Below are 14,897 nucleotides of genomic sequence, written 5' to 3'. Positions count from 1 at the left end.
GGCAGGATGTCCGGGGATTCGGACACCCCGAAGTCGGGCCGGACGCCTTCGGGGAGGACGAAGCTCGTCGCGGCGTCGTCGTAGGCGCGGACGAGCCGGCCGACCGATGCCAGCCGCGCCTCGTCGGCGAGCCAGGCTGGACGCGGGCGTCCGGCGACCTCTCCCGTGACGTACGTCAGCACCTCACGTCCGGAGGCGTCAATGCCGAGGAGCCGGGGAGCGCCGGGAAACCGGATCCGCTCCAGATGGCGGAGCAAGGCGTGCACCAGCGGAGCGTTGGAGCCGACCGGCCGCCGGACCGTGTCTCCTACGCGCACCACGCCTTCGGTGACGTCACCGCCGGCCAAGGGGACTTCGGGGTGGGATGCGTCGGGCTCGACGTATGTGGCAGTGCTCATGATTCGTCATAGCCTTCCACACGTGTGCGGCGCCCGGCATTCGCTCCGAGCCGGTGGCTTCGTCACACCGGTCATTGTGCCGGGCCGGCCGGGAAACAGGGACGCAGGTCATTGCCGCGAACCCAGCGTTAACCGCCCCTTTCGGGGAGGCGGCGATCGGCGGGCGGACGCAATCACCGGTGGACAGGTGGATTTGTGCAGCCGATATTGGAGGGAGAGGAGGTTCTCCATGGACGCACGCCTCGACCATCTCGTCTGCTGGGTGGCCGATCAGCTCGCTTCGCTGCGGTTCTACGAGCAGGTGATCGGACTGCCCGGGGTACGGGCCGAGGAGTTCCGCGAGGGGAAGGCGCCGTTCCCGAGCGTCCGTGTCTCCCCGGAAACCATTCTCGATCTGATGGCGTACGAAAGCGCTATTTACGTGGACGAGGGAACCGGGGTGCAGGGCAGCGCCGGGCACCCGATCAACCATTTCTGCCTGGCGGTCAGCAGGGAGGATTTCGACGCGCTCCAGGTCCGGCTGAAACAGGAGGGTGTGGAGGTCACGGGCTCCGGGGCCAATTCCTTCGGCGCCCAGGGCATCGCCCCCGAGACCATTTATTTTCCGGACCCGGACGGCAACGTGCTGGAAGTCCGCTATTACGAGTGACGGCGGCGTAGCCGCGTCCGCACGGCGCGGCGGACCAGCGGGCCCATGTCCTCCACGGCGGTCACGAGCACGGCCAGCTCTTCGAGCGCGTTCAGCGCCTGGTCGGCGCCTTCGGCGTCCACGCCTTTGTACAGCTCCAAGCCGACGAATGCCGCCGCCACCGCCTTGGCCAGGCCGGGCACGTCCACGAACTCGGCCAGCGGCGAGCGGGCCGGCACCCGCCCGAGCGCCTGCTCCACCTCCCCGATCCACAGGTTGAGGCCCGCGGTGGTGGCGGGGGCGAGCTCGGCGTCGGTCTGGCTGCCGGCGAGGAGCTGGCCGACGTCCACGTACTCCACGGTGAAGCTGCCCCAGTAGCCGAAGATCCGGCCCAGCCAGGGGTTGGACACGGTCACGGCGATGGTGAACCGCCCGGTCGGGTCGAGAACGGATTGGGCGATCGCTCAACCGCTCGGAAACGTCGGTCGGGTCTGGTACACAGGGCGGCATGGGTGTGAGCGTCGATGAGTTCCTGGAGATGCTGGACCAACTGCCCGGGGTCAAGATGAGCCACGGCGGCGAGTGGATCGGCCTCAAGGTGCGGGACAAGGGGTTCGGCTACCTGTGGGAGGCGACCGAGACCGTCGGGCTCAAGGCCACGATCGAGGAGCAGATCGCGCTCGTGGCCGAGCGGCCCGAGGTGTTCGAGGTGCAGTTCACGGCCGGGCGGTTCGGCTGGGTGGTGGTGCACCTCGACAAGATCGACGCCGACGAGCTGTTCGAGCTCGTGGCCGAGGCGTGGTGTCTGACGGCGCCCAAGCAGATGGTGGCCGACTTCGAGGCCGCCCATGAGATCGGACAACAGGTGCATCCCGGGTAATCTCGGGCAGCGTGACCTCTATGGACATACGGCTGAGGGCATGGCGTGACAGCGACGCGACCGCGGTCCTCCAGGCGTTTCAGGCCGTCGATCTGCGCCGGCAGGCCGTCTTTCCGATCGTGACGCTCAAGGACGCCCAGGGGTGGATCGCCTCCTGGGAGGGGGTGGGGCACGCCTTCGCCGTGACCGTCGGCGAGCGGGTCGTCGGCAACGTGGCGGTGGCCGGGATCGACGCGCATGACACCGGATGGGTGTCCTACTGGGTCGTGCCCGAGGCCAGGGGGCGGGGGATCGCGGCGGCGGCCACCGAGAAGCTGGCCAGATGGGCGTTCGACGAGCTCGGGCTCTACCGGCTCGAGCTCGGCCACCGGACGAACAATCAGGCCTCGTGCCGGGTCGCCACCAAGGCCGGATTCCGGCCCGAGGGCATCGAACGGGGCAAACTGGCCTACGACGGCGTGCGTTATGACGTGGAACGGCACGCGCGCCTGGCAACCGACTGAGCGCTGATCTACCCTTTCTTGGGTGGACAGCGAGAGTCTGGCCGCGGCCGGGCTGCTGGCGGCCCTGAGCCGGGCGTCGGAGATTCTCGCGGGGTTACGTCATCCCTTCGTGAGAAGTGAGCTTTTCTCCTATTTCCTCCCTGACGCGGGCGCCCGCATCGGCACCACGGTCACGCTGCCCGACGGCCGCGAGGTTCGATTCGAGGTCTCCATCACCGCCTTACCCGCGACCTTCCTGGTCGAGGGGTCGATCACCGTGGAGAGCGACGCGCTGCTCGAGCTCCCGCGCAAGAGCCTGCCGAGCATCCGCGACGGCTTGGCCGTGTTCGACGACTACGTGGAGGAGGTGACGGCCCCGGCGGCGCGGCTGATCGACCAGCTACTGGACGAAATTGTCTAATTGTCAGACAATGGTTCCCATGCGGGATGGACCATGGGCTGTTGTCAGCGCGTCCGTGCTCTGGGGCACGGCCGGCACGGCGGGACTGCTCGTCTCCGCCGACTCCGTGGCGCTGGCCGCCGCGCGGCTGGTCATCGGGGGCACGGCGCTCGCGTTGCTCGCCGGAGCCGGCCTCAGGCAGGCGTTCCGGCCCGGGTTGCTGCTGGGCGCCGTGGCGGTGGCCGCCTACCAGCTGTGTTACTTCGCCGCCGTCGGCCGTACCGGCGTCGCGATCGGCACCGTGGTGGCCATCGGCAGCGGGCCGGTGTTCACGGGGATGTTGTCCTGGATCCTGCACGGTCGGCGGCCGAGTGGCCGGTGGACCATCGGGACCACCGCGGCCATCTGCGGGTGCGCGGCGCTGATCGTCGGCGGCGGGGCACAGGCAGGCGGTCAGGTCGTGCCGGGTGTGCTGCTGGCGTTGCTCGGTGGACTGCTCTACGCCTTCTACGCCGTCATGGCGGCCCGGGCGATCGAGGGCGGGGGCCAGTCCGACGCGGTCATGGGCGTGATGTTCGGCGGAGCCGCCGTGATCATGCTGCCCGTCCTCCTCGTCGGCGGTGTGGGATGGCTGGGGGAGCCGCGCGGGCTGATCGCGGTGCTCTACCTCGGGCTCGGGACCACAGCCCTGTCCTACTTCCTGTACGGGCGGGGCCTGCGCACCACCCCCGTGGCCACGGCCGCCACGCTGGCCCTCGCCGAGCCGGCCGTCGCCGCGCTGCTCGGCCTGGTCGTGCTCGGTGAGCGGCTGGCCCCGATCTCGGTGGCCGGCCTGGTGCTGCTCGCGCTCAGCCTGGTCGCCGTGGCCGTACCGGAAAGGGAAAGAGCGTTAGAGTCGCAGGCGTGACGTTGCCCCTCAGACCCGTCTCCACCGTCGGGGCGCTGGCTGACGCCCTGCGCAGCAGGGTGCTGTCCGGCGAGATCGAGCCCGGCACCCCCCTGCCCGAGCAGGAGATCGCCGCGTCGTACCGGGTGGCCAGGCCGACCGTGCGCGAGGCGCTGGCGATCCTGGTCCATGAGGGACTCCTCCGGCGCGAGCGCAACCGCAGCGCGTATGTCCCCGAAGTGACGATCTCGGACCTCAACGATCTCATGTACGTGCGCCGCCCGCTCGAGGACCTCATGGCGCAGGCCATGGCCGGGCAGCGGGCGCCCCGGGCCGAGGCCGCTCTCCACCGGATGGCCGCACTACCCCTGGACGCGCCGTGGTCGGAGACCGTGGCCGAGCACATGGCGCTGCACGAGGCGCTCATCGAGGCCGTCGGCAGCCCGCGCCTCGAACGCCTCTACGGCGTGCTCGCGGCCGAGACCAGACTGGGCCTGGTGCGGCTGCGGGAGATCTACCAGGACAGGGACGTGCTGGTGCGCGAGCACCGCGAGTTGCTCGACGCGATCGCGGACGGACCGGAGGACGCGGCAAGGGCGGCGGTGGCGGCGCATCTCGGCCACTCATGGGGCGCCGATGATCCCGCCCGTGCGCACCATTGAGCGCCAGCCCTTGCGGGACAGGCCCGGAACTCGCAAGAATCGCGGCCATGCACGGCAATCCGATGCCGGACTCCTATGTGTATGTCACGGAAGAAGGCGTCACTCGTCACTACGCGGACGGTAGCGTCGAGGCGCTCGCGTGGGAGGACGTGGTGGAGGTCCGTGTCGTCACCGCATCCGGGGAAGACGTTCTCTTCATCCTGCTCGACCGTGACGGCGAGGGCTGCGTCGTGCCGCGCTCGGCCACGGACGCCACCTTCCTCGCCCGCCTGCGCTACTTGCCGGACTTCGACCTCGACCGGCTGGCCCTGGCCGCCGACTCCGCGCACGACGGTGTCGTGGTGGTCTGGCGCAGCCCAGATCCGCCTTCGGCGCTGCCGGACCTGGAGTACGACTAAACGCTTCGCAGAGCGGCAACCTGCTGAAATGGCGCCGTAAACCTCATATTTCCCCCGCGGAACGCTGCATCAGATGGGCCATTCCGTCAAGCCCTAGGCGTGCCCATCAAACGTCCGATTGTGGACGTTTCCCGTTATTCCCCACTCTCGAAGGGATCTTTACTCTTTAGTGGGGGCCGCCGCCCTTTTAGTGCGTGGGACTTGTCAACCCATGTGGTTCAAGGAACGTCAAGTTATCGCGGTGCACAGAGTTATCAGGGTGGTGCTATGAGGGTGGGGACTGGGGAGTCCGCTGTCGTGCTCCTCGAGGCCGTGCCACGTCGCGCGTCGAGCATCTGGACGCGCGCGTACCTACGGCTCCTGTTATACGGGGACACGATATGCGCGCTGCTGGCATGCGTGTGCGTGCTCGGCATCCGGCTGATGGCCGGCGTGTTCATTCCAGTGGTCGAGTTCATGCTCGGGTTCGGCCTGGTCGTCGCCTGGCCCGTCGCGCTCATGATGGGTGGCGCGTACCGCCAGCGCGCCAACGGCGAGGGGACGGAGGAGTTCAAGGCCGTCTTCAACGGCGGCGTGGGCCTGATGGCCACGGTCGCCATCATGGCTTATGCCACGCAAACCGCGATCGCGCGGAGTTTCGTGATGGCGATGCTGCCGCTGGCACTGCTCGCCACGCTCTACTACCGCTACCGGATGCGCAAACGCCTCCACCGAAGGAGGGCGGTGGGCGACTACATGCGCCAGGTGATCGCGGTAGGGCACCGGGAGTCGATTCTCAGCCTGGTGATGCAGTTCAGACGCCAGCCGTATCACGGAATGCAGGTGGTGGGAGCCTGCCTTCCGGAGAACACGATGGACGTCGATCTGGACGGGATTCCCGTGCTCGGCTCCTTCGGCGACGTGGCCGCGGTGGTCGAGCGCGAGCAGGCCGACGCCGTGGCCGTGCTGGCCTGCCCGGAGCTGGACGGGGCCGCGCTGCGCCGGCTGGCCTGGAGTCTGGAGACCGCGCGTACCGATCTCTTCGTGGCCCCCGCGCTCATGGACGTGGCCGGGCCGCGGATCAGCATCAGGCCCGTCGCGGGGATGCCGCTCCTGCACGTCGAGCATCCCGAGTTCGACGGCACCAGGCAGGTCGTGAAGACGGTGTTCGATCGGCTGGTCGCGGTGACCGCACTGCTGCTCCTGGCACTGCCGCTGCTGGCCATCGTGCTGGTGATCCGCCTGTCCAGCCAGGGGCCCGCGCTGTTCTACCAGACCAGGGTCGGCAAAGGCGGCAAAGAGTTCCGTGTCGTGAAATTTCGTACGATGGTGGCTGATGCGGAGCAGCTCAAGGATGCACTCCTGGACGCGAACGAGTTCGACGGTGTGCTCTTCAAGATGAGGAACGATCCAAGAATTACGAAAGTAGGCGCTTTCCTGCGGAAATACTCGCTGGACGAGCTGCCCCAGCTGCTCAATGTGCTCCGTGGCGAGATGTCCCTGGTCGGCCCCCGCCCGCCGCTGCCCGAGGAGGCGGGCAAGTACGCCGCCGACGTGCGCCGCCGCCTGGTGGTCAAGCCGGGAATGACCGGGCTCTGGCAGGTCAGCGGCCGCTCCGACCTGACGTGGGAGGAGTCCGTACGCCTCGACCTGCGGTACGTGGAGAACTGGTCGCTCATCCTCGACCTGCAGATCCTCTGGAAGACCTGGTCCGTCGTCACCCGTGGAGAAGGGGCTTATTAACGGTGAAAGCACTCGTGCTCGCCGGGGGATCGGGCACACGGCTCCGGCCCATCACGCACACCTCGGCCAAGCAACTGGTCCCGGTCGCGAACAAGCCGGTCCTGTTCTATGGCCTCGAGGCGATCGCGGCGGCCGGGATCCGGGAGCTCGGCCTGGTGGTCGGCGACACGCAGGCGGAGATCGAGGCGGCCGTGGGAGATGGCTCGGCGTTCGGGCTGCAGGTCACCTACCTGCGGCAGGAGGCGCCGCTCGGGCTGGCGCACGGGGTGCTGATCGCCCGCGAGTTCCTGGGCGACGAGGACTTCGTCATGTATCTCGGCGACAACTTCATCGTGGGTGGGATCACCGGCCTGGTGGACAGGTTCGCCCGCGAGCGGCCCGCCGCGCAGATCATGCTCACCAGGGTCGGCGATCCTCGCCAGTTCGGGGTCGCCGAACTCGATGCCAAGGGCCGGGTCGTCGGCCTGGAGGAGAAGCCCGCGCAGCCCAAGAGCGACCTGGCGCTGGTCGGCGTCTACCTGTTCAGCCCGGCCATCCACGCGGCGGTGGCGGAGCTCAAGCCGTCGTGGCGCGGCGAACTGGAGATCACCGACGCGATCCAATGGCTGATCGAGGCGGGGTTGCACGTCGAGTCGTCGGTGATCTCCGGCTACTGGAAGGACACGGGCAACGTCACCGACATGCTGGAGGTCAACCGGCTGGTCCTGGAGTCGATCGAGCCCAGGGTACGGGGGCAGGTGGACGAGGCCAGCGAGCTGGTGGGCCGGGTGGTCGTGGAGAAGGGGGCCTTGGTCGAGCGGTCCAGGATCGTCGGCCCGGTGATCGTCGGCCGGGGCGCGCGGATCCGTGACAGCTACGTCGGCCCCTTCACCTCCATCGGCGCCGGCTGCTCCGTCACGGGCAGCGAGATCGAGTACTCGATCGTGTTACCCAGGGCTTCCATCGCCGGGGTCGGCCGCATCGAGTCGTCGCTGATCGGCCACGACGTCGAGGTCACCCCGGCGCCCAACACCCCCAAAGCCCATCGTCTCGTCTTGGGCGATCACAGCAAGGTACAGATCAGTTCATGACACGGATTCTGGTGACGGGCGGTGCGGGCTTCATCGGCTCCCACTTCGTCCGCAATTTGCACGATATGTACGTCACGGTGCTGGACAAGCTGACATATGCCGGCAACCAGGCCAACCTCGAGGGGGTGCGGCACGAGTTCGTGCACGGGGACATCTGCGACGCCGAGTTGCTCGGCCGGGTCGTGCCCGGCCACGACCTGGTGGTGAACTTCGCGGCCGAGTCGCACGTCGACCGGTCGATCGAGGGCGCCGCCGAGTTCATGCGCACGAATGTGCTCGGCACCCAGACGCTGTTGCAGGCGTGCCTGGAGGCGCAGGTCCCGAAGGTGGTTCAGGTGTCGACCGACGAGGTGTACGGCTCGATCGACATCGGCTCGTGGGACGAGGCCGCGCCGCTGCAGCCACGTTCGCCGTACGCGGCGTCGAAGGCCGGTGGCGACCTGATCGCCCGCGCCTATGCGATCACCTATGGCCTGAACGTCTCGATCACCAGGTGCGGCAACAACTACGGCCCGAGACAGTACCCGGAGAAACTCATCCCGCTGTTCGTCACGAACCTGCTGCGCGGCCGGAAGGTCCCCCTGTACGGCGACGGCGGCAACATCCGCGACTGGATCCACGTCGAGGACCACTGCGCCGGCATCCGGCTGGTCGCCGAGAAGGGCGAGCCTGGCGAGGTCTACAACATCGCGGGCACGGCCGAGCTGACCAACAAGGAGTTGACCGGCCGCCTGCTCGAAGCCTGTGGCAGGGACTGGGACGCGGTCGAGTACGTGGAGGACCGCAAGGGCCACGACCGCAGGTACTCGCTGGACGACTCCAAGCTGCGGGCGCTCGGCTACCGTCCCGAGATCCCGTTCGAGCAGGGGCTGAAGGGCACGGTCCGCTGGTATGCCGAGCACCGGGACTGGTGGGCCGCGTGATCGGGTGGTCGCGCCGGGAGGCGTTATGAGGTGGCTCATCACGGGCGGCGCCGGCATGCTGGCCGCCGACGTCCTCGACAGGGCGGCGCTGACCGGGGAGCCGGTGCTCGCGCTCGGCCGGTCGGAGCTCGACCTGTCCGACAAGCGTGCGGTACGCGACTTCGTTTCCGCCTACCGACCCAGAGTGGTGATCAACTGTGCCGGCTGGACGGCGGTCGACGACGCGGAGACGCACGAGGACGAGGCGCTGGCGATCAACGGGCACGCGGTGGGCTGGCTGGCCGAGACCTGCTCGCGGAGCGGAGCACGGCTCCTGCACGTGTCCACCGACTACGTCTTCGATGGGACCAGCGGCGTGCCGTACCGGGAGGATTCGCCGCCCGCGCCGGTGAACGCGTACGGCCGGACGAAACTCGCCGGGGAGCTGGCGGCACTGGAGCACGGGCATTATGTGGTGCGCACCGCCTGGCTCTACGGTTCCGCGGGACGGAACTTCGTGACGACCATGATCAGGCTGGCCGCCGAGCGCGAGACCGTCGAGGTGGTCGACGACCAGCACGGCCAGCCGACGTGGACGGCCGACCTGGCCGACTACCTGGTCCGCCTGGGGCAGTCCGACCTGCCGCCGGACGTCTATCACGGCACGAGCGCCGGCGAGACGACGTGGTGCGGGCTGGCCAGGGAGATCTTCACACTGCTGGACCTCGATCCTGAGCGGGTGCGCCCCGTGACCTCCGCGTCCTTTCCGCGGCCGGCCAGGCGCCCGGCCAACAGTGTGCTCGCGCACACGCGGGGGGAGCCGATCCGGCACTGGCACCAGGCGCTGCGCGCGGCCTGGCCGGTGCTGATGCGTGGGCGCCAGTGCAGCGTCGCCTAGGAGACACGGTGTTGTGGCTCTTGGTGGCAGCCCTCGCCGGGTGGGCGGGCCTGCGCCTGAGCGGGTGGGAGCCGAAGTTCTTCTGGTCGCAGCTGGTGTCCTTCACGCCCTATGCGGCTGCCCTCTCGCTGGTGCCGCTGGGTTTCGCGGCCTTCCTGCGTGCCGGGCCGCTGCTGGTGGCCGCGCTGATCGTGACCGGCGCCTTCGCGGTGACCGTCCTGCCGCGTGCCGTGCCGGAGGGCAACCCGCCCGCCGAAGGCCCGGTGCTGCGCGTGATGGCCGTCAACCTGTTGCACTCCTCCGTGCTGCCGTCTGTCCTGGTCGACGCGGTCGAGCGCGACCGGCCGGACGTGCTGCACCTGCTGGAGTTCACCAACCTGATGCGGGAGCGGGTGGAGGAGCTCGGGCTGGCGAGGCTGCTGCCGTACAGGATCGTCTTGCCGGGGACGGAGTCCGAGGGCGCGGCGATCTACTCGCGCTACCCGCTGCGGCCCGCGGACGTGCCGATCGCGGCGCCCGCCTTCAAGGGGAGTCCTCGCCACCTTCCCGCCGTCGTCAGTCTGCCGGGCGGGCGGGAGGCGGAGTTCGTCGCGGTCCATGCGTGCGCACCCTCCGAGGGCTGGCGTACGGCGTGCTGGGCGTCGAGCATCCGGGCACTGCCCTCCGCTGGAGGGCGCCTGCGGGTGCTGGCCGGAGATTTCAACTCCACCCTCGACCACGCGGTGCTGCGTGACCTGATCGCCACCGGCTATCGGGACGCCGCCGACGTCACCGGAAAGGGGCTGTCCATGACCTGGCCCTATTACGAGCAGCCGCGGCTGTTCCCGAAGGTGGCCATCGACCATGTGCTGGCCGATCGCCGTATCGCGATCCGTGGCTTCCAGACCCTGAGGCTGCCTCGGACGGACCACCGCGGGACGCTCACCGAGCTGGTCCTCCCGTGATGTCACGTTTCTGGAGCCGGGACCGATATGTCATGGACACCAGGGGGATGGATGACGAGGTTGCCGGAGCAGGCTTCCAGGAAAACGTTATTCGGCACCGCGCTGGACGCTCTCACCATGAGCCAGGTGATCGCTCAGTGTGTGGCGGCGATTTCGGAGAAGGGGCGGCTCACCATCGGCGTGGTGAACGCCGCCAAGGTCGTCAACATGCGCACGGACGCCGCGTTGCGGCAGTCGGTCCTCGACAGCGATCTCGTGCTGGCCGACGGGCAGGCGGTGGTCTGGGCCGCTCGGATGCTCGGTCACCGGCTTCCCGAGCGGGTGGCGGGCATCGACTTGTTCACCGAGCTGATGGCCGAGGGAGACCGGCGCGGCTATCGCGCCTATTTCCTCGGCGCGACCGATGAGGTGCTGTCCCGGGTGCTGGCAGAGGTACGGCTGCGCTATCCCGGATTGGGCATCGCCGGTTCGCGTGACGGCTATTTCCCGGTGGAGGAGTCGGCCGACGTCGCCGCCGACGTCGCCGCATCCGGGGCCGACCTGTTGTTCCTGGGCATCACCTCGCCGAAGAAGGAGATCTTCATCCGGGAGTGGGGAGAGCGGACCCAGGCGCGGATCATCCATGGCGTGGGCGGCTCGTTCGACGTGCTCGCCGGGCGCACCCGCAGGGCGCCGCTGCGCTGGCAGCGCCTGGGCCTGGAATGGCTCTACCGCTTGCTGCAGGAGCCGTTGCGGCTCGGGCCGCGCTACGTGCGGACCAACGGCAGATTCCTGCTCCTGGTGATCCGGGAGTGGGCCGGTGTCAAACGCAGGATCGAGGAGACGACGTGACCGATCACCGGATCGCTCTGCTGAGCTCCGGACATCAGGACTTCGTGACGGGCATGGTGGACCTGGCGGTGCGCGGGCTGCCGCCGGGATACGCCGACGGCGAGTTCGTGTTCACCCGCCGCGGCCGCCAGGAAGCCGACGGGACGTGGACGGCGGCGCCGGAAGGGCGCAGCGTCCGCTACTCGGCGATCGTCGCGCTCGGCGTGGCGACCCTGGAGGAGGAGCGGCAGCGGGCGGCACTGGCCGGTGACAGCGTCCTCGACCTGGTGGGCAACCTCGTCAAACGGCTGCCGGAGGTGACGGGGACCGGCGATGCCGCGCTGATCTGCTGGGCGGCGGCAGAGACCGGGCACGCCGATGTCGACCTGGCGCTGAGCCGCCTCGCGGAGCTGGACACGGGCCCCCAGACCTACACCGTCGAAGCGGCGTGGGCGCTGGCCGCCCTGGTCGCGGCCGGCGTGACCGACGGCCGGGTCGAGCAGGCCCGTGAGCGGCTGCTCGGCGGGCTGGCGGGCAACCGGCTCTATCCGCACGCGCTCGGTAAGGGGTCGCTGGTCCCCCGGTACCGCGCTCACGTGGGCTGCTTCGCCGACCAGGTCTACCCGCTGCAGGCGCTGGCCAGGCTGCACGCCGCCACCGGCGACGTCGCGGCGTTGCGTGCGGCCGAGCAGGTGGCGCGCGGGATCTGCCAGGCCCAGGGCCCGCAGGGGGAGTGGTGGTGGCATTACGACTCTCGCACCGGGTCGGTGGTCGAGGGGTATCCGGTCTACAGCGTTCATCAGCTGTCGATGGGGCCGATGGCGCTGCTGGATCTGGCCGACGCGGGGGGCACCGCCTATGTGGCGGAGATCTCCAAGGGGCTCGACTGGATGATCGAGCGGCCCGCCTTCGTGCTCGATGAGCTCGCCCTGACCTGGCGCAAGGAAGCTCGTGCGGATCCGCGCAAACTGGTGCGCGGCCTGCGGGCGGCGGCGACGGGAGTGCATCGGCGGATGCGCCTCGGCGTGCTGGACCGGGTCTATCCGCCGGTCGCCGTTGACCGGGAGTGCCGGCCGTACGAGCTGGGGTGGCTGCTGTACGCGTGGCTGGCCACATGTGGACAGGCCTCGTGACATCTGCCTGATTCAGTGCGATAGATCGAGTTCAGGGCTCGGGGGAGTATCGGCTCAAGGGGGTTCTCGTGTTGAGGCGGCTTCGCCATGCGCTCCTGTCCGTCTTGCTGCTCACCACCGGCCTGGCGCTCCTCGCGCCATCAGCCGCGCAGGCACTGCCGGGCAGCTTTCAGAAACAGGTCGTCTTCAGCGGACTGACCAACCCGACCAACATCGAGTTCGCCTCGGACGGCCGGGTGTTCGTCGCCGAGAAGAGCGGCCTGATCAAGGTCTTCGACTCCATCACCGACCCCACGCCGACGATCTACGCTGACCTGCGCACGCAGGTGCACAACTTCTGGGACCGCGGGCTCCTCGGCATGGCCCTGCACCCCGACTTCCCGGCCGACCCCCGCATCTACGTCCTGTACGCCTACGACGCGGTGCCCGGCGGCACCGCGCCACGCTGGGGGACGGCGGGCGTGAGCGGTGACCCCTGCCCGACTCCGCCCGGCGCCACCGGTGACGGCTGCCTCATCACCGGGCGCTTGTCCGCACTGGCGCCCTCGGGCAGCTCGGTCGTCGAGACCCCGCTGATCACCGACTGGTGCCAGCAGCATCCCAGCCACTCCGTCGGCGACCTCAAGTTCGGCCCCGACGGCATGCTCTACGCCAGCGGCGGCGACGGCGCCAGCTTCAACTTCGCCGACTACGGCCAGGACAACCTGACCAGCTCGGACATCACCCCGGACAACCCCTGCGGCGACCCGCCGTCACCGGTCGGCACGGCGCTCACCCCACCGGCCGCCGAGGGCGGCGCGCTGCGCTCGCAGGACTTACGCACCAGTGGTGACCCCGCAGCACTCAACGGCACCCTCATCAGGATCGACCCGGACACCGGCGCGGCCGCTCCCGGCAACCCGAACGCCGGCAGCAGCGATGCCAACGTAGCCAGGATCATCGCCTACGGCCAGCGCAACCCGTTCCGCATCGCCATCCGGCCGGGCACCAGCGAGGTCTGGGCCGGCGAGGTCGGCTGGAACACGTGGGAAGAGATCAACAGGATCGCCGACCCCACGGGGCCGGTGGCCAACCTCGGCTGGCCCTGCTACGAGGGCTCCGCCAGGCAGGGAGGATATGACAACCTCAACCTGACCCTCTGCGAGAACCTGTACGCGGCGGGGGCGGGGGCCCACACGCAGCCGTACTTCGCCTGGAACCACGGTTCCAGGCCCGCGCCGAACGACCCGTGCCCGTCCGGCGGATCCTCCTCCAGCGGCGTGGCCTTCTACAACGGCGGCTCCTACCCCGACGCCTACGACGGCGCGATGTTCTTCTCCGACTACAGCCGATCGTGCGTCTGGGTCATGACCAAGGGCGCCAACGGCCTGCCCGACCCGGCGACCATCACCACGTTCGACTCGGGCATCCCCACCGTGGAGGTGCAGACCGGCCCCGGCGGAGACCTCTTCGCGGTCGACTACGCCAACGGGCAGATCATCCGCTACATCTACAACAACACCCCGCCGGCGGCCGTCATCACCGCGAGCGCCACGTCGGGCGACGCGCCGCTCGCGGTGAGCTTCACCTCCGCCGGATCCTCGGACTCCGACGGCGACCCGCTCACCTTCCGCTGGGACCTGGACGGCGACGGCGACTTCGACGACTCCACCTCGGCCACCCCGTCGCTCACGTACACACAGCCGGGTTCCTACGTGGTGAAACTGCGAGCCGACGACGGGCGTGGCGGCCAGGGAGACGCCACCGTCACGATCAACGTGAGCAACACGCCGCCGACCGCGGCCATCAACTCCCCGTCGTCCTCGCTCACCTGGGCGGTCGGGGACACGATCGTGTTCTCCGGCACCGGCACGGACGCCCAGGACGGCACGGTTCCAGGGTCGCGGATGTCGTGGAAGCTGATCATGCATCACTGTCCCAGCACCTGCCACGAGCACGAGATCACCACGTTCACCGGCGCGAGCGGCTCCTTCGCCCCTCCGGACCACGAATATCCCGCTCACCTGGAGCTCAGGCTGACCGTGACCGACGCGCACGGCCTGACCGACACCAAGAGCGTGACACTCCAGCCGAAGACGGTGAACCTGACCTTCCAGACCACGCCCCCCGGCCTGCAGCTCGGCTTCAACGGTGAGCAGACCATCGCGCCCTTCACCCGGACGGTGATCGTGGGCTCCCACAACTCGGTCTCCGCGACCTCACCGCAGAGTGCCGACGGTTTCAGCTATACGCTCACTTCCTGGTCCGACGGCGGCGCGGCCACCCACAACGTCACCGCGCCGGCCACCGCGACGACCTACACCGCGACCTACCAGCAGTCACAGGTGCCGGACGGCCTGGTGGCCGCCTACGCGATGGACGCGGGCGCCGGCACGACCGTCGCCGACGCCTCGGGCAAGGGCAACAACGGCACGGCCGCGAACACTTCGTGGACCGTCACCGGCAAGTACGGTCAGGCGTTGTCGTTCAATGGCACGTCGAGTTGGGTGACGGTGGCCGATTCGAGCTCGTTGCGGTTGACGAGCGGGATGACGTTGGAGGCGTGGGTCCGGCCGGTCAGCGTGTCGGGGTGGCGGACGGTGTTGATGAAGGAGTTCGGCGCGGATCTGGCCTATGCGCTCATGGGGAGTGGTGGCAGTGGTCCTGGGGCGTTCATCTTCACCTCTTCGGGGGCGAACGCGCAG

16 protein-coding genes and 1 pseudogene are annotated in these 14,897 nt (G+C 69.1%); 15 read left to right on the top strand and 2 right to left on the bottom strand.

The features are described from left to right. Positions 1-398 (bottom strand): annotated as a pseudogene (locus tag ETD86_RS45195) (hypothetical protein); the annotation flags it as partial. 229 nt (positions 399-627) lie between these two features. On the opposite strand from ETD86_RS45195, the gene ETD86_RS45190 reads away from it, so the two are divergent. Next, on the top strand, positions 628-1,047 hold the full coding sequence (locus ETD86_RS45190) for a VOC family protein (RefSeq protein WP_138672791.1): 420 nt from the start codon (positions 628-630) through the stop codon (positions 1,045-1,047). Here ETD86_RS45190 and ETD86_RS45185 read toward each other — a convergent pair. Beyond that, positions 1,038-1,487 (bottom strand): DUF4166 domain-containing protein, encoded by a 450-nt coding sequence (locus tag ETD86_RS45185; RefSeq protein ID WP_170223612.1) that lies wholly within the window; start codon positions 1,485-1,487, stop codon positions 1,038-1,040. The genes ETD86_RS45190 and ETD86_RS45185 overlap by 10 nt on opposite strands. A gap of 77 nt (positions 1,488-1,564) precedes the next feature. Between ETD86_RS45185 and ETD86_RS45180 the strand changes: the two genes are divergently transcribed. The 14 genes from ETD86_RS45180 to ETD86_RS45115 form a co-directional block, all read left to right on the top strand. After that, entirely contained in the window at positions 1,565-1,906 is a 342-nt protein-coding gene (locus ETD86_RS45180; RefSeq protein WP_425465698.1) for an MmcQ/YjbR family DNA-binding protein, read from the top strand. A gap of 20 nt (positions 1,907-1,926) precedes the next feature. Next, on the top strand, positions 1,927-2,409 hold the full coding sequence (locus ETD86_RS45175; protein ID WP_138672788.1) for a GNAT family N-acetyltransferase: 483 nt from the start codon (positions 1,927-1,929) through the stop codon (positions 2,407-2,409). A 22-nt stretch (positions 2,410-2,431) separates the two neighbouring features. Then, positions 2,432-2,809 (top strand): hypothetical protein, encoded by a 378-nt coding sequence (locus ETD86_RS45170; protein ID WP_138672787.1) that lies wholly within the window; start codon positions 2,432-2,434, stop codon positions 2,807-2,809. A 19-nt stretch (positions 2,810-2,828) separates the two neighbouring features. Next, a complete protein-coding gene (locus ETD86_RS45165; RefSeq protein WP_138672786.1) occupies positions 2,829-3,695 on the top strand; it encodes a DMT family transporter in 867 nt (288 codons plus the stop codon). After that, on the top strand, positions 3,692-4,336 hold the full coding sequence (locus ETD86_RS45160; protein WP_138672785.1) for a GntR family transcriptional regulator: 645 nt from the start codon (positions 3,692-3,694) through the stop codon (positions 4,334-4,336). The genes ETD86_RS45165 and ETD86_RS45160 overlap by 4 nt, the downstream gene beginning before the upstream one ends. A gap of 47 nt (positions 4,337-4,383) precedes the next feature. After that, positions 4,384-4,734 carry a hypothetical protein gene (locus ETD86_RS45155; RefSeq protein WP_138672784.1) on the top strand — a complete coding sequence of 117 codons (351 nt, stop codon included), beginning with the start codon at positions 4,384-4,386 and terminating at the stop codon, positions 4,732-4,734. A gap of 267 nt (positions 4,735-5,001) precedes the next feature. Next, positions 5,002-6,456, top strand: coding sequence for a sugar transferase (locus ETD86_RS45150; RefSeq protein WP_138672783.1), 1,455 nt, complete (start codon positions 5,002-5,004; stop codon positions 6,454-6,456). Positions 6,457-6,458: 2 nt separating this feature from the next. Beyond that, on the top strand, positions 6,459-7,526 hold the full coding sequence (locus ETD86_RS45145; RefSeq protein ID WP_138672782.1) for a glucose-1-phosphate thymidylyltransferase: 1,068 nt from the start codon (positions 6,459-6,461) through the stop codon (positions 7,524-7,526). Next, positions 7,523-8,449, top strand: coding sequence for a dTDP-glucose 4,6-dehydratase (gene rfbB, locus ETD86_RS45140; protein WP_138672781.1), 927 nt, complete (start codon positions 7,523-7,525; stop codon positions 8,447-8,449). Before ETD86_RS45145 ends, rfbB begins: the two co-directional genes overlap by 4 nt. 25 nt (positions 8,450-8,474) lie before the next feature. Then, complete coding sequence (gene rfbD / locus ETD86_RS45135; protein WP_138672780.1) at positions 8,475-9,326, top strand: dTDP-4-dehydrorhamnose reductase; 852 nt, start codon at positions 8,475-8,477, stop codon at positions 9,324-9,326. A gap of 8 nt (positions 9,327-9,334) precedes the next feature. Further along, on the top strand, positions 9,335-10,270 hold the full coding sequence (locus ETD86_RS45130; protein ID WP_138672779.1) for an endonuclease/exonuclease/phosphatase family protein: 936 nt from the start codon (positions 9,335-9,337) through the stop codon (positions 10,268-10,270). 51 nt (positions 10,271-10,321) lie between these two features. Continuing rightward, positions 10,322-11,101, top strand: coding sequence for a WecB/TagA/CpsF family glycosyltransferase (locus ETD86_RS45125; RefSeq protein ID WP_138672778.1), 780 nt, complete (start codon positions 10,322-10,324; stop codon positions 11,099-11,101). Continuing rightward, complete coding sequence (locus tag ETD86_RS45120; RefSeq protein ID WP_138672777.1) at positions 11,098-12,213, top strand: hypothetical protein; 1,116 nt, start codon at positions 11,098-11,100, stop codon at positions 12,211-12,213. Before ETD86_RS45125 ends, ETD86_RS45120 begins: the two co-directional genes overlap by 4 nt. A gap of 68 nt (positions 12,214-12,281) precedes the next feature. Then, on the top strand, positions 12,282-14,897 hold a 2,616-nt coding region (locus ETD86_RS45115), incomplete at its 3' end, for a PQQ-dependent sugar dehydrogenase (RefSeq protein WP_211370715.1).

Origin of the sequence: Nonomuraea turkmeniaca, from assembly GCF_005889735.1 — a bacterium.
GTDB lineage: Bacteria > Actinomycetota > Actinomycetes > Streptosporangiales > Streptosporangiaceae > Nonomuraea > Nonomuraea turkmeniaca.
Note: the sequence above shows the minus strand (reverse complement) of the source record. Positions and strands in the feature narration are given on the sequence as shown.